Consider the following 18,494-nt stretch of genomic DNA (forward strand, 5'->3'; position numbering starts at 1 on the left):
TGTCAATCGCGATAGTCCCGCTCCAGCGAGTCCAGGATGCGGCCGCCCGCCATGAACACGGCGATGGGGCAGGCGGCGAACAGGATCTTGCCCGTCACGCCCGGATAGGCGGCCAGATAATGCTGCCCCCGCTCGACCGCGCCGAGGCCGAGTGCATAGATGACGAGGAACGCCTCGAACTTCGACTTGATCGTGAACAGGGCGACGATGCGGGACCACATGGCTGCGGTTAGACCACCAGGCCGCCGCGTCGCCAAGCCCCTAACCCTTTGCCAATATGAGACAGTCGAGCGCCTCGAGCAGCGCCAGTCGCGCCTTTTCCACCTGTGCGATCAGGGCCGGGTTGCCGATGTCGGTCGGGTCGATCGCCTCGGGCCAGTTCGCCTCGACCACCGCCGCGATCCGGTCCAGCCCGACATGATCGACCAGGAAGCGCGGGTCGATCGTCGCGGGATCGGCGACGACGCGCAGGCGAAGACAGGCGGGGCCGCCGCCATTGGCCATCGATTCGCGGACGTTCACCACCTCCAGCCGCCGGATCGGGCCATTGCCCGCCACATGATCCTGAAGCCAGGACCAGACGGCGGCATTGTCCCGTGCCTCCTGCGGCAGGATCAGCGTCGGTTCGCCGCCCGGCGATGTGACGAGTTGCGCGTTGAAGAGATAGGAGGTGATCGCATCCTCCAGGCTGACCCGGGCAGCGGGCACCTCGACGATCTCGACATCGGGCATCAGCGCGCGGAGATCGGCATAGAGGGTGTCGCGATCGGCAAAGGCCTGTTCATGCGCGAACAGCACCCGCTCATTGGCGACGGCGACGACGTCGTTGTGGAACGCGCCCGCCGCGATCGCCGCATCCGACTGGCGCGCGAACAGCACGCGGTCGGGATGCAGGCGGTGCGTGCGCGCGACGGTCTCGCACGCCTCGCGATGCTGGCGCGCGGGGAAGGGGCCACCGCTTTCGCCATAGACGAAGACCTCGACCCCCGGATGGTCATGCGCATGGCACAGCCGCATGTGGTTGGCCGCTCCCTCGTCGCCAAAGGGGGCGGGAACCGGCGGATGGACGATGAAGGCCGGGTCGGCAAAGGCAATGCGCAACTGCGCCAGCGTGGTGGCCCATTCATGGCTGCGATGCGGCATGGTCAGCAGGTTGGCGACGGTCAGGTGGCAACGCCCGTCGCGCGTGTCGGGCGCGGGCGAGACGGTCGCGGCATTGGCGGCCCACATCGCCGAGGCCGACAGGGCCTGGGCTTTCAGGACCGCCGAGGCGCTTTCATAATCGGCCGCCAGCCGCGTCAGCCAGTGATGGTCGGGCCGGGGATGGGGCAGGAGGATGCCCTGTACCAGGCCAAGGTCCAGATTGGCGCGCATCTTGGCGATGCCCTGAAGCGCGGCGGCGCGGGGGCGGGAGGTCTTGCCCGCATTGCGGGTGGCTGCGAGATTGCCATGGCTCAGCCCGGCATAATTGTGGCTCGGCCCGATGATGCCGTCGAAGTTGATCTCTCTCAGCATGATGCTCACCGATCGATATGCAGGACGGTGTCGCCGACCGTCAGGTCGAGCGTGTTGGCGGCCTGTTCGGACAGGATGATCCCGCCGTCCCCCTCGCGGACCTCCGCCAGCGCGCAGCGAAAGTCGGCCAGCCGTCCCGCCGCCACCAGCGCCTCGCGCCCCGGATGCGCGTCGATCGCGACCACCCGGCTCTCACGTGCATCGCGGATCGTGCGGACCTGGTCGGTCCGCGCGGTCATGGTCGGGCCACCGTCGAAGATGTCGATATAATGTTCGAAGGCGAAGCCCTCATTCTCCAGCATCCGCATCGCGGCCCGGCCCGACGGGTGAGGCAGGCCGATCGCGGCGCGCGCGGTTTCGGTGAGCATCGCGGTATAGATGGGGTGCTTGGGCATCAGGTCGGCGATGAACTGGTGCCCGTGGATCGCGTTGAATTGGTCGGCTTCCTGAAAATTCATGCCGAAGAAGCGACCCGCCAGTCCGTCCCAGAAAGGCGACCCGCCCGCCTCGTCGATCACGCCGCGCAGTTCGGCCAGCACGCGGTCGGCGAAGCGCGGGCGATTGGCGCGCATGAAGAGGTAGCGGCTGCGCGCGAGAAGCAGGCCGAGCCCGCCCGCCCGCTCGCCGGGATGGAGGAACAGCCCGCCGACTTCGCTCGCCCCCTCCAGGTCAGTGGTCAGCGACAGCATCTCCGCGCGGAAGGTGCGATCGAGTTCGCGGCTATGCTGGGCCAGGGTGCCGATGCGATAGCTGTAAAAGGGATGCTTCTGCCCGACATGGGTGAAGATCTGGCAGGTGCCGCGCACGTCGCCGGTCGCGCGGTCCTCCAGCATCAGGACGAAGAGTTCGTCCTTCACCTCGCCATCACCGTCATGGGAAAAGGCATCATGGCTGCGGGCGAGCTTGGCCGTCAGCGCGCGCCGGTCGGGGGGCAGATTCGTGAAACCGCCGCCGGTCAGCTTGGCCATTTCATACAAATGCCGAAGGTCGCTGGCGACGGCGGGGCGGATGCAAAAGCTGCTCATGCGGCGCGGATGATGCGCAGGATCGTCAGTGCGGACAACCCCGCCCGCTCGGCGAGGCTGTCGATCAGCATATATTCGTCCGGCGAGTGGATCGCGCCGCCGCGAACGCCCATGGTGTCGACCACCGGCACGCCCGCCGCGGCGATGTTGTTGCCATCGCAAACGCCCCCTGTCGCGCGCCAGCCGATCGCAAGGCCCAGATCCGTGCCCGCCGCGCGGACCGTTTCGAACAGGGCGGCCGCGCCGTCGTCGATCGGCTTGGGAGGGCGATTGAAGCTGCCATGGACCATGACTTCGACATCATGCTCGGCGGCGATGCGCTCGGCGATCGCCTGCATCGCGGGGCCGGTGCGCGCGATCGCGGCGAGGGCGCGGGGGCGGAAGTTGACGTGCAGCATGGCGAGGTCGGGGACCACGTTGTTCGGGCCGCCGCCATCGATCCGGGCCGGGTTCACGGTGATGTCGTCCGCCGCGAGCCGGCTCAGTTCCAGCGTGATGCGGGCGGCGGCGACGATGGCGTTGCGGCCTTCTTCCGCGTTGCGGCCGGCATGAGCGCTGCGTCCGCGCACGACGATCGTGAAATTGCCGGTCCCGCCGCGCGCGCCCGCCAGGGTGCCGTCGGGCAGGGCGGGCTCATAGGTCAGCGCGGCGACCTTCCCCGCCGCCAGCCGCGCGATCAGGGCGGCCGAAGACGCGGAGCCGGTTTCCTCGTCGGAATTGATGAGCACGTCATAGCCCAGTCGCCCCGCCAGCGGGCTCGCCTCGACCGCGTGGAGCGCGGCCAGCAGCACGGCCAGCCCGCCCTTCATGTCCGCGACGCCGGGGCCGCCGAGGCGGTTGTCGTCGATCCGAGTCACCGCCTGGAACGGATGATCGGCCGGATAGACGGTATCCATATGGCCGGTGAAGAGCATGCGGACCGGCGCGTCGGGGCGGACCGAAAGATGCAGGTGGCGGCCATGCTCGATCGCGACGGGATGCCCGTCCGTGCCGACGCGCTCGACCGGATCGGGCGCCACCATGGTCAGGACGCCGGGCAGCGTGCCGAACCCTTCGGCGAGCTGTTCGGCCATCGCCTTCAGGCCGGACAGGTTGCGCGTTCCGCTATTGATCGCGGACCAGCGCTCGGTCAGCGGCAGCATCGGGTAGGCGGCGGCGGCGGCCACGGCGTCCCGCTCAATCGCGGTCAGTTTCTCCATCGCCCCAGCCTAGGCCATGACAGGGGCAAAGGTGAACCCCCCGGCGACTGGAGGGGCACTCCACGCCCCTTAGAAGCTGTAGACGACCGATGCACGGGTGATCGTATCGGTCGTCTGCCGTCCTGCCGGCGGCTGGCTTTCATATTGGACATTATAGGAGATCTGCGCCGACAGCGGCCCGAAGACCTTGGCGTTCAGCGCGGAGTTGGTGCCGATCGTGCTGTTGAACCGCTGCAGATAGGCGGAGGCCGTCTGGTTCAGCGAAATCGCCGGGGTGAGCTTCCACACGAAGTTCAGGTTGCCACGGGCCGCCAGGGCGCTTTCCACGCGCGCGTCGGTGAACTCGGTATGCCGGAACGCCGGGCCGAGTTCGACGTCCAGCGTCATCCGCGGCTTGCGGATCGCGCTGTAACCGGCACCTGCCGAGGCCGAGAAGCGGTTGAAATAGCCCAGGAACCGATCGCTTTCATATTGCGCAGCACCATAGACGTAATTGTTGGCGTTCAGTTTGAAATTGGGTTCGTAGGACGCGACATAATGTTCGCGGCTGATGACGTCGAAGCTTTCCTGATAGTCGCCCTGCAGATGCAGCTTGTGCCGCCATTGCAGCCCTTCGCGGGTCAGGTCGACGACGCCGGTCAGGCCGACATTGCGGCTGTTGCCGGTCGTCGCGAAGCCGCCCAGTTCGGCTCTGCCGTGCCACAGGTCGAAAAAGGTCGCCTCGCGCAGGGTGCGGCTTCGGCTCGCGGTCTTCTCGTCGCGCCAGACATCGGCCATGGCGTCGATCGCGTCGGCGGCCTGGGGCACGGCGTTGCGCGCATATTTGACGACCGTGGTGATCTCCGTCTCGTTGCCGCTGGCGATCGCGGCCTCCAGCATCGCACGGATCGGCGGTGGGATCAGCGCGGGATCGGGATCGTTCGGATCGGCATTGGCCAGCAGGCCCAGCGCCATCGGGATCAGCAGCAGCCGCGTCTTCATGGGACCACGCCTTACCCCTTCGTCCCGACGGCGGAAACCGCGGCATCGCCATGCGGTGCGGCGAAATGCTCCGCGAAGACGACCAGCAGTTCCTCGTACAGCGCCTTTTTGAACGGCACGATCATCGCGGGCAGCGTCTCCGGCTCGGCCCAGCGCCATGCGCGGAATTCGGGATGCTCGGTGTCGATGCGGATGTCGGCGTCCTCGCCCAGGAAGCGATAGAGGAACCAGGTCTGCCGCTGGCCGCGCCACTTGCCCTTCCACACCTTGCCGATCATGTCCTCCGGCAGGTCATAAGTGAGTTCGTGCGGCGCGCGGGCGATGAACGCGACCTTGTCGGCGGTGACGCCGGTTTCCTCGAACAGTTCGCGCAAACCGGCCGCATCGGCATCCTCGCCCGGGTCAATGCCCCCTTGCGGCAACTGCCATGCCTCCAGCGTCGAATCGATCCGCTGGCCGACGAAGACGCGGCCGTCGCGGTTCATCAGGATGACGCCCGCGCAGGGGCGATAGGGAAGGTCGGTCATGGCTGTTGTCCCATCGGGCTGATTGCCACCGCCTCGGCGATCAGCGTCTTCAACGCAAGCAGGAATGCGGTCGTATCGGCGATGCCGGACGGGATCGCCTTGCGCAGCGTGGCGAAGCCGTGGATCGTGCCGCGCGCCTCCCGGAAATGGACGGCGACGCCCGCGCGCACCAGGGCGGCGGCATAGGCGCGTCCCTGGTCGCGAATGGGGTCGCATTCGGCGGTGACGATGACGGCGGGGGGCAGGGCGGCCAGGTCGCCCCGGATCGGCGTCGCGCGAATATGGCCGAGATCGGCGGCATAGGCGGCGACGAACCAGTCGAGCATGTCGCGCGTCAGGAAATGGCCGTCCGCAAAATCGCGCAGAGAAGGATAGGCGCGCGCCATGTCGGTCGCCGGATAGAGCAGCCCCTGCGCGATCACCGGCGCGGCGGCAGGCCGGTCGCGCAGCGCCATGGCGGTGACGGCGGCCAGCGTGCCTCCCGCGCTGTCGCCCATCACGACGATGCCGGTCGTCTCCGGCTGGTCCGCGAGCCAGCGTGCGGCGGCCTCGCAGTCGTCCGGGGCGGCGGGCCAGACATGCTCGGGGGCCAGCCGATAGTCGACCGAAAGGACCGGCAGGTCGAGCTCCCGCGCGATCTCGGCGGCGAGCGGCGCATGGGTGTCGATGTCGCCCATCACGAAGCCGCCGCCATGGAAGAACAGCACGGCCGGCCCGGGCGCACGCCGGGCGCGGGGATCGAACAGCCGGGCGTCGATCGGACCTGCCGGCCCCGCGATCGCAAAGCTCTCGTCCCGGCCGAGCGGGCCGATGGGTGGATCGGTCAGGTCGCGTGCCTGCCGCATCATCAGGCGCGCCGCCTCGACGCCCAGTTGATGGGCCTTGGGGCCGGGGAGATTGTTGAAATAGCCAAGGAATCGGGCGACGTCGGGGCGAAGGCTCGGCAACTGGCCCCTGGGGCTCCTATCGGACGACATGGTCGCCTATCTAGGGCGCATGATCCATGTCGTCCATCACCCGGCCTATGTGACGGTCGCCCCGGCCCGCTCGACCTATCGATGGGGCAAGAACGGCGCGATCCGCGATCTGCTGCGGCAACGGGGTGACGCGGTGGCCTGGACCGAGCCGGACCTGATGCCGCGCGCCTGGCTGGAGGCGGTGCACGACCCCGATTATGTCGCCGAGGTGCTGGAGGCGCGGGTGCCGCCCGAAAAGACGCGGCGCATCGGCTTTCCGGTGACCGGGCAGGTGGCGTTCCGCGCCCAGGCGGTGCCGGGCGGAAGCTGGACGGCGGCGATGCTGGCGCTGGAGCATGGCTTTGCCGCGAACACGGCCGGGGGCAGCCACCATGCGCTGGCGACCACGGGCGCGGGCTATTGCGTGTTCAACGACCTGGCCGTCGCGGCCGTCCGGCTGGTCGAGGAGGGGACGGTCGAGCGCGTCGCCATCGTCGATTGCGACGTGCACCAGGGCGACGGCACCGCCGCGCTGACCGCCGGGCGCCCTGACATCGTCACCTATTCGATCCATGCCGAGAAGAATTTCCCGGCGCGAAAGGCGCGCTCGACGCTGGATGTCGGCTTGCCGGACGGGGTGGATGACGATGCTTATCTCGAACGATTGTCGGCGACGCTCATCCCCTTTCTTGACGAGCATCGCCCCGACATCATCCTCTATCAGGCGGGCGTCGATCCGTTCGTCGAGGATCGGCTCGGCCGCCTCTCGATCAGCCACAACGGATTGATCGCGCGGGAGAATCTGATCGCCGATCTGGCGCTGGCGCGAAACCTGCCGCTCGCGAGCACGGTCGGCGGGGGCTATGGCGACGACGTGATGGCGATCGCCGAGCGGCACGTCGCGGCGATCCTGACGCTGGGCGAGCGGTTGGGCCGACGGAACCGGGCGAGGGTCGAAGCGTAGCGGCATCATGACCGCCGTTTCTTCCGCCGCGCCCTCCATCCTATGGTTTCGTCAGGATCTTCGCCTTCATGACCAGCCCGCTCTGTCGGCGGCGGCGGCAGGGGCAGGGCCGGTCATTCCCGTCTATATTTTCGATGATGAAACGCCGGGTGACTGGCGGATGGGCGCGGCGCAGCGCTGGTGGCTGCACCATAGCCTCGCTTCGCTGGCCGGCGATCTGGAGGCGCTGGGCGCGCGCCTGATCCTGCGGCGCGGGGCGGCGGTGGAGGGGCTTCGCGCGCTGATGGCGGAAACCGGCGCGGAGACGGTGCACGCGATCCGCCATTACGAGCCCTGGTGGCGCGCCGCCGAGGAGGAACTGGGCGATGCGCTTCGGCTGCATGACGGCAATCACCTGGCCCGTCCCGAATGCGTGACGACCGGCAGCGGCAAGCCGTTCCGCATCTACTCGGCGTTCTGGAAGGGGCTGCAAGGCCATATGCCGCCCGAGCATCCGCTCGCCTGCCCCGATTCGCTGACCGCGCCCGCGCAATGGCCGGCCAGCGAGGCGTTGGACGACTGGAAGCTGCTGCCCACCAAACCCGATTGGGCTAAGGGCTTCGGTAGGGACTGGACCCCCGGCGAGGCATCCGCACGGGATGCCATGGCGGCGTTCGGGGCCAAGGCGGCGGCCTATGACACCGCGCGCAACATGCCGTCCGAGGAAGGCAGTTCGCGGCTTTCCCCGCATCTTCACTTCGGCGAAATCTCTGCGCGGGCGATGTGGCATTCGCTCGACCGGCGTGGGGAGACGGAGACATTCCGCAAGGAACTGGCGTGGCGGGATTTCACGGACGGCGTGGTGATGGCGCTGCCCGACTATGCCGATCGCAACGGGCGCGAGGCGTTCAACCGCCTGCCCTGGCGGAAGGGTGCGGAGGCCGAGGCCGATCTGAAGGCATGGCAACAGGGCCGCACCGGCTATCCCATCGTCGATGCGGGGATGCGGCAGCTCTGGGCGACCGGCTGGATGCACAACCGGGTGCGGATGATCGCGGCGTCCTTCCTGATCAAGCATCTGCTGATCGACTGGCGCGAGGGCGAGCGCTGGTTCTGGGATTGCCTGGTCGATGCCGATTACGGCAACAATTCGGTCAACTGGCAATGGGTGGCGGGCACCGGGATCGACGCCAACATGTTCGGCCGGATCATGGCCCCGCTCAGCCAGTCGGAGAAGTTCGACGCGGGCGACTATATTCGCCGATGGGTGCCGGAACTGCGCAAATTGTCGGACGGCGTGATCCACGATCCCGAGGAAGCCGGGTGTCGGCCGAAGGACTATCCCGCCAAGATCATCGGCCATCGCGAGGGGCGGGAGCGCGCGCTGGCGGCGGGCAAGACCGTGCGCGGATAGGGCGCGGATAGGGCGGGGATAAGGCGCGCCGTGCGCCTCGACCATGGTTGGAACCCGCTATCGCTTCCGGCGACAGCCATCCGAGCAATAGACCACCTGGTCCCAGTCGCGCGCCCATTTCTTGCGCCAGGCGAAGGGGCGTCCGCAGGCCGGGCAGGTCTTGCTCGGCAGATCCTGCTTGCGGACGCCGTTCGGCATCAGCGGGGTTCCGTATCCAGGAACGCCGCGACGTCGGCCAGATCGACCGTCTTGTCGAGATAGGTCTGTCCGATCCCGCGCGCGAGCAGGAAGGGCAGGGTGCCAGCCGCCATCTTCTTGTCGTGCTTCATATGGTCGACCAACGTGGACGACGGCGAATCGATCCCGGCGGCGGCAAGACCATCGGGCAGGCCGACCGCGCGCAAATGGGCGGAGACCCGTTCCGCATCCTGCCGTTCGCAATGTCCCCGGCGCACCGAATAGCGGAAGGCGAGCGCGCAGCCCGCCGCCACGCCCTCGCCGTGGAGCAGCCGGTGGGAAAAGCCCGCCTCGGCCTCCAGCGCATGGCCGAAGGTATGGCCGAGATTGAGGAGCGCGCGGATACCGTTGGTCTCATGCTCGTCCGCCGCCACGATTCGCGCCTTGGCGGCGACCGAATGGGCGATGGCATAGACGCGCGCGTCCGCGTCGCCCGCCAGCAGCGCCGCGCCGTTCGCTTCGCACCATTCGAAAAAGGCGAAGTCGTCGATCAGGCCGTATTTGACCACTTCGGCATAACCGGCCCGGACCTGTCGCGCCGGCAGCGTGTCGAGTACGTCAGGATCGATCAGCACCATGGCGGGCTGGTGGAACGCACCGATCAGGTTCTTGCCCGCCGAGGTGTTGATCGCGGTCTTGCCGCCGACCGACGAATCGACCTGCGACAGCAGCGTCGTCGGGATCTGGACGAAGCGGCACCCGCGCTTGACGATCGAACAGGCGAAGCCGACCAGATCACCGATCACCCCGCCGCCCAGTGCGATGACATGGTCCGACCGCTCTACGCCCATCGCCAGCAGCCGGTCGCAGACATGCTCCAGTTGCGCCCAGCTCTTGGTCTTTTCGCCCGGCGGCAGGATGATCGCCTCACTCTGGACCCCGGCGGCCGTCAGTGCATCCTGAAGCACGGTCAGATGCGCGCCGATATGCTCGTCCGTCACGATCGCCATCGGCCGTCCGCGCGACAGCGGCGCGAGGAGTTCGGCGGCACGGGGCAGCAGGCCGGCTTCGATATGGATGGGATAGCTGCGGTCGCCCAGCGACACGGTGACGGTCTTCATCGTCCGATGGCTTTCAATATGGCGTTGACGGTGGCCTCGTGCGGACCACGCTTGCTGGAGACATGGATGGGCGCGAGGGAGTAGATAGGATTGCGCTTCTCGGCGAGTTCGCGAAGCACCTTGAGCGGATCCTTGCCGCGCAGCAGCGGTCGGGTGTCCCGGCGCCGGACCCGCTCGGCCAGCACTTCGGGACTGGCGTTCAGCCAGATCGCGGTCGCCTGTTCCAGGATCAGCGCGCGCGTTTCGTCGTTGATGAACGCGCCGCCGCCTGTCGCGATCACCTTGGGGCGTCCATCGACCAGCCGCGCGATCACGCGTCGCTCTCCGTCCCGGAAATAGGGTTCGCCGAATTGCTCGAAGATTTCGGTCACGGTCATGCCGGCGGCTTCCTCGATCGCGTGATCGGCATCGACGAAGGGCACCCGCAACCGACTCGCCAGGCGGCGACCCACGGTCGACTTGCCCACGCCCATCAGGCCGACGAGCACGATCGGCGAACCGTTCCAGCTTGCATCAACAGGGTTGTGGCTTTGCAACATTGCCATCAGCGCTATACAGCAGGCGCGCGCCCGGCAACACCGACCGGGCTTTCACGGGTCCATTATAAGGTTTTGCGTTTCATGTCCCGTATGGTCGTTTCGCTCATCGTCCTGCTCGTCGTGATCGTCGGGGGGCTGTTTCTGCTCTCGGGCCGGGCGACCGAACAGCCGACGACCCAGGTCGAAAAGGCGGTTGCGCTTGGCAACCTGCAATAAGCGGGTCCGCCTTTTCCGCCATCTGCCACGGGCCGTCGCCCTGCTGATGGCCGGGGCGGCCGCGCTGGCCGCCGCGCAGGATCGCCCCGAATCACTGCTGCCGCCCGGATTCGGCCAGCCCGCCGCGCCGGCCAGCCCGCGCCCGACGCCGCGCGCGGCAGCGACGCCCCGGGCGGCACCGACCGGCGTGTCCGCAACCCCGACACCGGCCGCACCTCGCCCTGATCCCGTGGGGGCGCTGATCGATTCGCTCTCCACGCCGGTCGCCACGCCCAGCCCGACGCCGTCCCCGACCCCAACGATCGATCCCCGGACGCTGGCCGAATATGAACTGCCGCCCTCGGCCCGTCGGTCGCTGGCGGTGGTCGGGCCTGCGGGGCCGCGCGAAGGGGCGCTGGATGCGCAGGTCTTTGCGGGAGCGGACGGGCGCGTGGCCGAGGCGCTGATGCGCCGCCTGTCCGCGCCCTTGCCCTCACGCTGGATGTCGATCCTGCTCCGCCGGACGCTGGCCGCGCGGATGACGACGCCGCGCGGCGTGAACGGCGCCGATTTCGCCGCAGAGCGCGCCTGGCTCCTCCTGCGCATGGGCGAGGCGCAGGTCGCGCGCGCGGTCGTGCAATCGGTCGACGCCGGAAATTATACGCCTAAGCTCTATCAGGTCGGGATCAACGCGCTGCTGGCGTCGAGCGACCCGGCGGGACTGTGCCCGCTGGCCGATCGCGGCGCCAGCGTCACGCGGCTGGACGGCTATCGGCTGGCGCAGGGCATGTGCGCCGCGCTGCTCGGCGACGGCGCACGCGGCAGCGCGATCGTCCGCCAGGTCCGGCGACAGGGCAGTGTCGATGATTTCGACCTGAAGCTCGCCGAAAAGCTGATCGGGTCGGGTGCCAATGGAGGCCGGGCCGTCACGATCGAATGGGCGGGGGCCGATCGGCTGACCATCTGGCGATTCGGGCTGTCGACCGCGACCGGCGTCACAATTCCCGACGATTATCTGTCCTATGTCGGGCCCCAGGTGCGGGGCTGGCTGGCGACATCGCCCGCCATTGCCCAGGTCGAGCGCGCGGCGGTGATCGACCGGGCGGCGGCGATGGGGGTTCTGTCCAACGCCGCGCTCGTCGATTTCTATGCCTCGCTTGCCGACGATGATCAGGCGAGCCGGGCGCAGCGTGCGGTCGCGGACGATCTGCGCAACGCCTATGCCGCCGGGGACGAGGCGAGTCGGTTGAGCGCCATCCGCTCGCTCTGGGGCAGTGCGGCACGCATTCCCTATGGTCGGCTGATCCTGACCGCGCGGGCGGCCGCGCGCCTGCCGGCGCGCGACGAGGGGAGCGAGGCGGACCGGCTGGTCGCCTCGATGCTGTCCGCCGGTCTCGATCGCAGCGCGTCGCGCTGGCTGGGCAGCGTCAAGTCGGGCGGTGATGGCTGGGCGATGATCACCCTGGCCGATCCCGATCGTCAGGGCGGCGTCGGCTATGACGTCGTCACCGGCTATACGGGTGGCGGCGAGGACAAGCTGAAGCAGCAATTGTTCTTCGCCGGGCTGGCGGGGCTTGGTCGCCTGTCGCGCAGCGATATGGAGAAGGGGGCCGCAGCGCTCGACGTTCGCATCGGACAGCGCAACGCCTGGACCGAGGCGCTCGAAAACGCGGTGGCGGAGCGTCAGAGGGGCATGGTCGTGCTGCTCTGTGCTGTCGGCATGCAGACCAGCGACTGGCGCGGCGTGCCGCCACAGGGCCTCTATCGGATGGTCGAGGCGCTCCGGGCGGTCGGGCTGGATACCGAGGCCCGGATGATCGCGGCGGAAGCGATCGCGCGGGCATGACCGGGGGCGACGCGGCGCTGGTCGATCGCTTCCTCGAAATGATGGCGGCGGAAGCGGGGGCGGCGGCCAATACGATTGCCGCCTATCGATCGGACCTGCGGCTGGCGGGCGAGGCGGTGGGCGGGCTGGCCGATGCGGACGAACCGGCGTTGCGTCGACTGGCGGAGGGCTGGTCGCGGCTGGCCAACGCCACCGTCGCACGCAAGGCGGCGGCGCTGCGCCGTTTCTATGCCTTTCTGCATGAAGAGGGGCTGCGTGCCGACGATCCGTCATCGGTCCTGCCCCGGCCGGGGCAGGGGCGCAGCCTGCCCAAGGTGCTGAGCCATGCCGATATCGACCGGCTGTTCGCCGCCATCGCCGACCGCGTGGCGTGCGCGCATCCCGCGCCGAACGATCTCCGGCTCTCCGCGCTCATCGAGCTTCTTTACGGATCGGGCCTGCGGGCGAGCGAGTTGGTGGCCCTGCCACGCAACGCCATCCATCCCGATCGGCCCTTTCTGATCCTGCGGGGCAAGGGCGGGGTGGAGCGGATGGTGCCGATCTCCGACCGCGCGCGCGCCGCCGTGGCCACATGGCGGGTGCATGTGCCGGCGGACAAGCCGTGGCTGTTCCCCGGCGGCAAACGGCATCTGTCGCGCATCCGCCTCTATCAACTGGTCAAGGCGCTGGCGGCGGAGGCGGGAATCCCGCCCGATCGCGTGAGCCCGCACGTCCTGCGCCATGCCTTCGCCACCCATCTGCTCGGCGGCGGTGCCGACCTGCGCGCGGTGCAGGCGATGCTGGGGCATGCGGACATCGCCACGACCGAGATCTACACCCATGTCGAGGCCGCCCGGCTGGTCGAACTGGTCAACGCCCGCCACCCGCTCGTTGATTTTCGGGGCAAGCGCCCTTAGGCGGTAGCGCCATGTCAACGAGCTTCCTCGATTTCGAGAAACCGATCGCCGAGCTTCAGAGCCGGATCGATGAACTGCGCGAGTCCACGGCCGAAGGGACGGTGGATATCGGCGCGGAGATCGCCAAACTTCAGGCCAAGTCGGACAAGCTGCTGCGCGATACCTTCGCCAAGCTGACCCCGTGGCAGAAGACGCAAGTCGCCCGCCATCCGCAGCGTCCGCATTTCAAGCATTATGTCGCCGGGCTGTTCGACGAGTTCGTGCCGCTGGCCGGTGACCGCGCCTTTGCCGACGACCAGGCGATCATGGGCGGCTTTGCCCAGTTTCGCGGCCGCCGGGTCATGGTGATGGGCCATGAGAAGGGCGAGGATACCACCAGCCGCCTGCGCCACAATTTCGGCATGGGCAAGCCGGAGGGCTATCGGAAGGTGATTCGCCTGGTCGAGCTGGCCGACCGATTTGGCCTGCCGATCGTGACCCTGGTCGATACCTCGGGCGCGTTCCCCGGCATCCAGGCCGAGGAGCGCGGACAGGCCGAGGCGATCGCACGCTCGACCGAGGCATGTCTGGCGGCGGGCGTGCCGGTCGTTTCGGCGATCGTCGGCGAAGGGGGCTCGGGCGGCGCGGTCGCGCTGGCCGCGGGCAACCGCGTCCTGATGTTCGAACATGCCGTCTATTCGGTGATCAGCCCCGAAGGCTGCGCCTCGATCCTGTGGCGCACCGCTGACAAGGCGGCCGAAGCGGCCGAGGCGATGCGCGTGACCGCGCAGGACCTGAAGAGTTTCGGCGTGATCGATACTATCGTGCCCGAGCCGGTGGGCGGTGCGCACCGCGACCATGCGGGCGCGATCGCCAATCTGGGCGATGGCCTGGAAAAGGCGTTGGCCGAACTCGGTGGCCTGGGCCGTGATGAGTTGAAGCGCGGTCGCGCCGCCAAGTTCCTGGCGATGGGGCGGCTGTAACACCGTCCCTGACCGGACGGGCGCGTGCCTGTCCGGTCTTCCGCCGCGTTATTGCGTCGCGGTGTTCAGCTTGGCCGAGATGTTGTTGAAGCCATTGCCCAGGCTATTGCCGAGCCCTTCCATCGCGGCGATCGCGGCGACGGCGATCAGGGCCGCGATCAGGCCATATTCGATCGCGGTCGCGCCACGGCGGTCGCGGGCCATTTTCCGAAGAAGAATCATATCAGCGTCCCGTGAAAGTGTCGCCCGGGCGGACGAGCGGTTGCATTGGCCAGCTTCAATGGTGGCAGCCCTCCGTCGCGATGTCGAACGCCGTGCGTCCGATGCGAGAGGCGGGAAGGTCGAAGGCTGCGGCCGGCAGGCCGGATCGCGGAGTTGACGCCCCGAATGGGAGGGCGGGGGACAGGCGGCGGATCATCGTCGCCTGCTCCGCTTCCGCTCGGCCTTACTTGACGTTGGTGTTCAGCTTGGCCGAGATGTTGTTGAAGCCGTTGCCGAGGCTGTTGCCCAGGCCCTGCATCGCGCCGATTGCGGCGACGGCAATCAGGGCGGCGATCAGGCCATATTCGATGGCCGTCGCGCCCTTGTTGTCCTTCACCATCTTGCGAATCGTCTTCATTCCGATCTCCGTTCTCTTAACTGGTCTGTCGATCACCCGGCTGAGCCGGAGCGCCGGTTCAGCTCTGACCGCTTTACCCGCCCCAGGTTGACGAAGACTTAAATTCGCGGTGCCCTGGAACAAAAAATATCTATGCTGTCGAGGCGTTTAGATAGGCGGAAAGGTAATTGGCCACGTTTTGCAGGCTGACCCCTAATTGCGACAACGCGACGAAGATGGTCAGCATGATCCCGGCGATCAGCAGCGCATATTCGACCGCGGCGGCACCGCGTCGGTCGGCGCCGATACGCCTCATCAGGGCAAGGAGAAGCGGAAGCGCTTTCATGGCCCCTATTAAGTGGGGCATAGACGTTAACAAATGTTGAGCATGAACAATACATCATCCGGCCCCCGTCCGCTGTTCCCCGTCGTCGCCGCCGCACTGGTCGATCGCGAAGGGCGGGTGCTGTTGCAGCAGCGGCCCATGGGCAAGACGCTGGCGGGCTTATGGGAATTTCCCGGCGGCAAGTTGGAGCCGGGTGAAAGCCCCGAAGAGGCGCTGGTGCGCGAACTGCACGAGGAACTGGGCATCACGGTGTCGCTCGCCACGCTGGAGCCGGCCGGTTTCGCGACCGAGCTGCTCGCCGACCGGCATCTGCTGTTGCTGCTCTATGTCATCCGCGCATGGCAGGGCAGTCCCGTCGCGCTGGAGGCGGACGGGCTGCTCTGGCGGACCACCGTGGCGATGGGCGATCTGCCCATGCCGCCCGCGGACGAACCGCTGGTCCGCCAGTTGAACGCTTATCTGGGCGTCAGCGTCACGTCGCCGGGCGCGGACCCCAGCGCGATCGTATAGCCGCCTCGCTCCATCGTCCCGCGATCGGGGCGATAGGCGCGTCCGCCAGCTATGGTCGTCTGGACGAACAGTCGCGCGGCGGGCGTCTGCGCGGTCGCCGCATCCAGCGTCAGGCGCACTGATCCACTCGCCGGATCATAGCTTGCCGCGGCGATCTTGCCCGCCTCCAGGGTCAGCCACAGCCCGGCGGGCGCGATGAACAGGCGGCTGCGCGCGCCGTCCTTGGGCTCGACGCGCACGCCCGCGCCCGATTGCGACAGGTTGCCGCCATAGGACAGCCAGCCGAGCGTCGGATCGTTCACGACATAGGTCGCGGCCGCATAGGCATGACCGAAAAAGCCCATGCCATAGTCGCCGCTATAGGGATCCCACTGCATCCGGTCGGGCCAGCTATGGAAGGCGGCGGAGGAGGCACCCCGCTGATCGATATTGGTGATACCGCCCAGCAGGCCGCCATAGGCGACGCGCAACAGGTGCAGGTCGGCCGGGTTGCGGCGGAACGAGTCGAACAGGGGCACGGCGTTCAGCGTCGATCCGTAATGGTGGATCTGGCGCTCCAGCCGGGGATATTTGCCGCCATACAGGAAGTCCCAGTAACGGCGGGCATTGCCGTTATAGCCCCAATGCGGAATGGCCGGGTCATAGCCCAGAATGACCTCGCGCGTGACATCCGCCTGGGGCCCGTAACCGAAATAGCGCATCCAGGCATAGACTTCCGCCTGGCCGGTCGAATCCCACGCCATCTCGCTGCCAAAGGGATAGCGCAGGGTGCGCCAGTGATCCGCACGCCCCTTCATCAAGGCCTCGACCTCTCCTGCCTGCCGGGTCCAGCCCTCGCGTTTCAGGTCGGTCAGGATGTCGACGAAGACGTCACCCTCCATCAAACCGAACTGCGCATAATGCGGTGCGTCGCGCATCATCGCGACAATCGTCTGATAGGCATGGTCGAGATACCAGGGCCAATCATGCACCCTGGTCATGCCCGGATGGTTGCGCGCGATCCGGTACAGCGCCCAGTGCCCGGCGGCGACATGGGGGTAATTATAGGCGCGACCCAGATCGTCGGCCTGGTCCTTCTTCCATGAGGTCCAGCTCTGCCAGTCCCTGGCGGGCTGATACAGGTCGGGGAAGGCGGTCGGATCGTAATAGAACAGGCTCTTCTTCACCCCGCCCGCATGGGGACCGTCGGCGACCTGGAGGCGACCGACGATCGTCTTGTCGACCATCTCCTCGATCCGGGCGATCTCGCCCGCATCGGGATTGTCGAGCTGCTTCATGACCGCGGCAACCCAACTGCCGCCGCCGCCCTCGTCGCTCATGCCCGAAATCCAGACGCGCGGATCGCCGGTGACGATCCGGTCCGCCTCGCGGTCATAGGTCAGGATCGCGGGCGATCGGCCGAACGGGTCGCCCTTGCCCTCGAACCACTGTTGCGTCGTCGAGAAGCGGCCGAGATCGGCCATGGTCTGTTCGAGTGGCTTGGTGACGAAATAATGGACGGTCTGCACGCTGCCATCGGCATAGCGCAGCGTCAGGCGGGCCCGGCCCCATTGCCTGCCCTTGACCGACAGGCGCATCCAGCCCGGCTTACCCTCGCGCCGCTCGACGCTCAGCGCGCCCGCCGGATAGCTCTCGATCCCGGTGATGGCCGAGGGCGCGCGGATAAACAGCGCGGCGTCGAGATCGGTCGGCACGACATAGCCGGGCACGCCGATCGCGACCGGCCGGTCCTGCTCCATCAGCGTGGGTTCGATGCCCCGGATGCTCGGCGCGGCGACGAAGCGCAGGCCGATGCGGCGCGTCTCGCCGGGCGCCAGGCGGATGCTGGTCGCCGGGTTCCACGGCTCGCCCGCCTTGGTCCAGTCGGTCTGGGCATAGGCCGCGCTCGCCACGGTCCAGTCATAAAAACCCTCCGACGTCTGGGCGCGCGGGCTTGCCTCCGCGATCACGGCGTTGCCGCGCGTCTCGCGGGTCGTTGGGATCGGGACATAGGCCTCCAGCGGGGTTGCCCGTTCCGGCAGGACGAGAAGGGCGGGCCCGGCGCCGTTCAGCCGCGTGACCTGAACATAGCCCGCGTCGCGCCCGATATAGGGATCGGCGAAGCTGGCCTGCGCATGCGCCTGTTCCAGCGTGCGGTCGGTGATGATGTTGTCGAACACCATGGGAATGCCCAGGCCACCGATCTCGACCGGCTGGCCGCTGGTGTTGGTCAGGCTGAAGCGCAGCGCGGGGACGCCCGCGTCGTTCACCCATTCGCGCACGATGCGCAGGGGCAGACCGGCCCCCATCGTCGCGCTGATATCCGCCGCCGCCAGCACCTGGCCCCGGACGGGCAGCGCCCGCACCGGCCGTCTTTGATGCGCGGAGGAATAATCCTGCCACGGTCCCGTACCGCTGCGCACCCGCAGATGGAGGTCGCCCAGCTGGTTGAAGTCGTTGCCGCTACGCGTGGACGCCCGCCCGATCGGCAGGAAGTCGAAACCGGGGGAGGTGATGGGCGACAGGCCCCGCGCCGTCTGGGTCGCCGGATCGAGGATCAGGCGGAACGCACCGACCTTGATCCCCGCTGACACGGTCGCCTTCGGTTTTGCCACGCGGGACGTGGCCTTGGGAGTGCCCCGTGGCGGCGCGGCCGCGCTCGTCGTCATCGCCAGCATGGCAAGGGTCAAGGGGAACAGGCGGTGCAGGGTCGGACGCATCAGATAAACCTCTATTCGCCGGAATCCGGGGCTGATCGCGTGCTG

General features: G+C 67.9%; 21 protein-coding genes. 7 read left to right on the forward strand and 14 right to left on the reverse strand.

What is annotated here, in order from left to right; all coding sequences use genetic code 11:
- Nucleotides 1-2: 2 nt before the first annotated feature.
- The 7 genes from ABDV78_RS03980 to ABDV78_RS04010 form a co-directional block, all read right to left on the reverse strand.
- Nucleotides 3-221 carry a hypothetical protein gene (locus ABDV78_RS03980; protein ID WP_343525918.1) on the reverse strand — a complete coding sequence of 73 codons (219 nt, stop codon included), beginning with the start codon at nt 219-221 and terminating at the stop codon, nt 3-5.
- Nucleotides 222-261: 40 nt separating this feature from the next.
- Complete coding sequence (locus ABDV78_RS03985; protein WP_343525999.1) at nt 262-1,515, reverse strand: N-succinylarginine dihydrolase; 1,254 nt, start codon at nt 1,513-1,515, stop codon at nt 262-264.
- Between the two features lie 5 nt (nt 1,516-1,520).
- On the reverse strand, nt 1,521-2,540 hold the full coding sequence (locus ABDV78_RS03990; RefSeq protein ID WP_343525919.1) for an arginine N-succinyltransferase: 1,020 nt from the start codon (nt 2,538-2,540) through the stop codon (nt 1,521-1,523).
- On the reverse strand, nt 2,537-3,739 hold the full coding sequence (locus ABDV78_RS03995; protein ID WP_343525920.1) for a hydrolase: 1,203 nt from the start codon (nt 3,737-3,739) through the stop codon (nt 2,537-2,539). Before ABDV78_RS03995 ends, ABDV78_RS03990 begins: the two co-directional genes overlap by 4 nt.
- A 69-nt stretch (nt 3,740-3,808) precedes the next feature.
- Nucleotides 3,809-4,720 (reverse strand): DUF481 domain-containing protein, encoded by a 912-nt coding sequence (locus ABDV78_RS04000; protein ID WP_343525921.1) that lies wholly within the window; start codon nt 4,718-4,720, stop codon nt 3,809-3,811.
- 11 nt (nt 4,721-4,731) lie between these two features.
- Complete coding sequence (locus tag ABDV78_RS04005) at nt 4,732-5,247, reverse strand: RNA pyrophosphohydrolase (protein ID WP_343525922.1); 516 nt, start codon at nt 5,245-5,247, stop codon at nt 4,732-4,734.
- Nucleotides 5,244-6,224 (reverse strand): alpha/beta hydrolase, encoded by a 981-nt coding sequence (locus tag ABDV78_RS04010; RefSeq protein WP_343525923.1) that lies wholly within the window; start codon nt 6,222-6,224, stop codon nt 5,244-5,246. Before ABDV78_RS04010 ends, ABDV78_RS04005 begins: the two co-directional genes overlap by 4 nt.
- 19 nt (nt 6,225-6,243) lie before the next feature.
- Here ABDV78_RS04010 and ABDV78_RS04015 point away from each other — a divergent pair, with 19 nt between their 5' ends.
- Nucleotides 6,244-7,167, forward strand: coding sequence for a histone deacetylase (locus ABDV78_RS04015; protein WP_343525924.1), 924 nt, complete (start codon nt 6,244-6,246; stop codon nt 7,165-7,167).
- Between the two features lie 7 nt (nt 7,168-7,174).
- The gene (locus ABDV78_RS04020) at nt 7,175-8,560 is read left to right on the forward strand and encodes a deoxyribodipyrimidine photo-lyase (RefSeq protein ID WP_343525925.1); all 1,386 of its coding nucleotides are present in this window, start codon (nt 7,175-7,177) and stop codon (nt 8,558-8,560) included.
- A 57-nt stretch (nt 8,561-8,617) separates the two neighbouring features.
- Here the strand turns inward: ABDV78_RS04020 and ABDV78_RS04025 are convergent, their stop codons facing one another.
- From ABDV78_RS04025 to ABDV78_RS04035, 3 genes are read right to left on the reverse strand one after another with little or no spacing between them, the layout of a single operon-like run.
- Nucleotides 8,618-8,758, reverse strand: a complete 141-nt coding sequence (locus tag ABDV78_RS04025; protein WP_343525926.1) for a DUF2256 domain-containing protein — start codon at nt 8,756-8,758, stop codon at nt 8,618-8,620.
- Nucleotides 8,758-9,858 carry a 3-dehydroquinate synthase gene (aroB, locus tag ABDV78_RS04030; RefSeq protein WP_343525927.1) on the reverse strand — a complete coding sequence of 367 codons (1,101 nt, stop codon included), beginning with the start codon at nt 9,856-9,858 and terminating at the stop codon, nt 8,758-8,760. The genes ABDV78_RS04025 and aroB overlap by 1 nt, the downstream gene beginning before the upstream one ends.
- Nucleotides 9,855-10,397, reverse strand: coding sequence for a shikimate kinase (locus tag ABDV78_RS04035; RefSeq protein WP_343526000.1), 543 nt, complete (start codon nt 10,395-10,397; stop codon nt 9,855-9,857). The genes aroB and ABDV78_RS04035 overlap by 4 nt, the downstream gene beginning before the upstream one ends.
- Before the next feature lie 81 nt (nt 10,398-10,478).
- Between ABDV78_RS04035 and ABDV78_RS04040 the strand changes: the two genes are divergently transcribed.
- Genes ABDV78_RS04040 through ABDV78_RS04055 form a run of 4 tightly spaced genes read left to right on the forward strand, consistent with a single transcriptional unit; the run spans nt 10,479 to nt 14,296 of the window.
- The gene (locus ABDV78_RS04040) at nt 10,479-10,613 is read left to right on the forward strand and encodes a hypothetical protein (protein ID WP_343525928.1); all 135 of its coding nucleotides are present in this window, start codon (nt 10,479-10,481) and stop codon (nt 10,611-10,613) included.
- Entirely contained in the window at nt 10,597-12,438 is a 1,842-nt protein-coding gene (locus ABDV78_RS04045) for a hypothetical protein (protein ID WP_343525929.1), read from the forward strand. Before ABDV78_RS04040 ends, ABDV78_RS04045 begins: the two co-directional genes overlap by 17 nt.
- A complete protein-coding gene (locus ABDV78_RS04050; protein WP_343525930.1) occupies nt 12,435-13,334 on the forward strand; it encodes a tyrosine-type recombinase/integrase in 900 nt (299 codons plus the stop codon). Before ABDV78_RS04045 ends, ABDV78_RS04050 begins: the two co-directional genes overlap by 4 nt.
- 11 nt (nt 13,335-13,345) lie before the next feature.
- On the forward strand, nt 13,346-14,296 hold the full coding sequence (locus tag ABDV78_RS04055) for an acetyl-CoA carboxylase carboxyltransferase subunit alpha (protein ID WP_343525931.1): 951 nt from the start codon (nt 13,346-13,348) through the stop codon (nt 14,294-14,296).
- A 48-nt stretch (nt 14,297-14,344) separates the two neighbouring features.
- On the opposite strand, the gene ABDV78_RS04060 is transcribed toward ABDV78_RS04055, so the two are convergent.
- The 3 genes from ABDV78_RS04060 to ABDV78_RS04070 form a co-directional block, all read right to left on the reverse strand.
- Nucleotides 14,345-14,518: a Flp family type IVb pilin gene (locus ABDV78_RS04060; protein WP_343525932.1), complete on the reverse strand. Its 174-nt coding sequence runs from the start codon at nt 14,516-14,518 to the stop codon at nt 14,345-14,347.
- Between the two features lie 223 nt (nt 14,519-14,741).
- Nucleotides 14,742-14,915, reverse strand: a complete 174-nt coding sequence (locus ABDV78_RS04065) for a Flp family type IVb pilin (RefSeq protein ID WP_343525933.1) — start codon at nt 14,913-14,915, stop codon at nt 14,742-14,744.
- A 130-nt stretch (nt 14,916-15,045) separates the two neighbouring features.
- Nucleotides 15,046-15,240, reverse strand: a complete 195-nt coding sequence (locus ABDV78_RS04070) for a Flp family type IVb pilin (protein ID WP_343525934.1) — start codon at nt 15,238-15,240, stop codon at nt 15,046-15,048.
- 42 nt (nt 15,241-15,282) lie between these two features.
- Here ABDV78_RS04070 and ABDV78_RS04075 point away from each other — a divergent pair, with 42 nt between their 5' ends.
- Nucleotides 15,283-15,750, forward strand: a complete 468-nt coding sequence (locus tag ABDV78_RS04075) for a (deoxy)nucleoside triphosphate pyrophosphohydrolase (RefSeq protein ID WP_343525935.1) — start codon at nt 15,283-15,285, stop codon at nt 15,748-15,750.
- Here the strand turns inward: ABDV78_RS04075 and ABDV78_RS04080 are convergent.
- Entirely contained in the window at nt 15,696-18,449 is a 2,754-nt protein-coding gene (locus ABDV78_RS04080) for a DUF5695 domain-containing protein (RefSeq protein WP_343525936.1), read from the reverse strand. The two genes, ABDV78_RS04075 and ABDV78_RS04080, sit on opposite strands and share 55 nt — an antisense overlap.
- Nucleotides 18,450-18,494: the final 45 nt, after the last annotated feature.

This window comes from Sphingomonas sp. (assembly GCF_039594485.1).
Classification (GTDB): domain Bacteria; phylum Pseudomonadota; class Alphaproteobacteria; order Sphingomonadales; family Sphingomonadaceae; genus Sphingomonas.

Coding starts and splice junctions, on each gene's coding strand:
- ABDV78_RS03980 (WP_343525918.1), bottom strand. CDS start 221: ATGTGGTCCCGCATCGTCGCCCTGTTCACGATCAAGTCGAAGTTCGAG.
- ABDV78_RS03985 (WP_343525999.1), bottom strand. CDS start 1,515: ATGCTGAGAGAGATCAACTTCGACGGCATCATCGGGCCGAGCCACAAT.
- ABDV78_RS03990 (WP_343525919.1), bottom strand. CDS start 2,540: ATGAGCAGCTTTTGCATCCGCCCCGCCGTCGCCAGCGACCTTCGGCAT.
- ABDV78_RS03995 (WP_343525920.1), bottom strand. CDS start 3,739: ATGGAGAAACTGACCGCGATTGAGCGGGACGCCGTGGCCGCCGCCGCC.
- ABDV78_RS04000 (WP_343525921.1), bottom strand. CDS start 4,720: ATGAAGACGCGGCTGCTGCTGATCCCGATGGCGCTGGGCCTGCTGGCC.
- ABDV78_RS04005 (WP_343525922.1), bottom strand. CDS start 5,247: ATGACCGACCTTCCCTATCGCCCCTGCGCGGGCGTCATCCTGATGAAC.
- ABDV78_RS04010 (WP_343525923.1), bottom strand. CDS start 6,224: ATGTCGTCCGATAGGAGCCCCAGGGGCCAGTTGCCGAGCCTTCGCCCC.
- ABDV78_RS04015 (WP_343525924.1), top strand. CDS start 6,244: ATGATCCATGTCGTCCATCACCCGGCCTATGTGACGGTCGCCCCGGCC.
- ABDV78_RS04020 (WP_343525925.1), top strand. CDS start 7,175: ATGACCGCCGTTTCTTCCGCCGCGCCCTCCATCCTATGGTTTCGTCAG.
- ABDV78_RS04025 (WP_343525926.1), bottom strand. CDS start 8,758: ATGCCGAACGGCGTCCGCAAGCAGGATCTGCCGAGCAAGACCTGCCCG.
- aroB (WP_343525927.1), bottom strand. CDS start 9,858: ATGAAGACCGTCACCGTGTCGCTGGGCGACCGCAGCTATCCCATCCAT.
- ABDV78_RS04035 (WP_343526000.1), bottom strand. CDS start 10,397: ATGTTGCAAAGCCACAACCCTGTTGATGCAAGCTGGAACGGTTCGCCG.
- ABDV78_RS04040 (WP_343525928.1), top strand. CDS start 10,479: ATGTCCCGTATGGTCGTTTCGCTCATCGTCCTGCTCGTCGTGATCGTC.
- ABDV78_RS04050 (WP_343525930.1), top strand. CDS start 12,435: ATGACCGGGGGCGACGCGGCGCTGGTCGATCGCTTCCTCGAAATGATG.
- ABDV78_RS04055 (WP_343525931.1), top strand. CDS start 13,346: ATGTCAACGAGCTTCCTCGATTTCGAGAAACCGATCGCCGAGCTTCAG.
- ABDV78_RS04060 (WP_343525932.1), bottom strand. CDS start 14,518: ATGATTCTTCTTCGGAAAATGGCCCGCGACCGCCGTGGCGCGACCGCG.
- ABDV78_RS04065 (WP_343525933.1), bottom strand. CDS start 14,915: ATGAAGACGATTCGCAAGATGGTGAAGGACAACAAGGGCGCGACGGCC.
- ABDV78_RS04070 (WP_343525934.1), bottom strand. CDS start 15,240: ATGAAAGCGCTTCCGCTTCTCCTTGCCCTGATGAGGCGTATCGGCGCC.
- ABDV78_RS04075 (WP_343525935.1), top strand. CDS start 15,283: ATGAACAATACATCATCCGGCCCCCGTCCGCTGTTCCCCGTCGTCGCC.
- ABDV78_RS04080 (WP_343525936.1), bottom strand. CDS start 18,449: ATGCGTCCGACCCTGCACCGCCTGTTCCCCTTGACCCTTGCCATGCTG.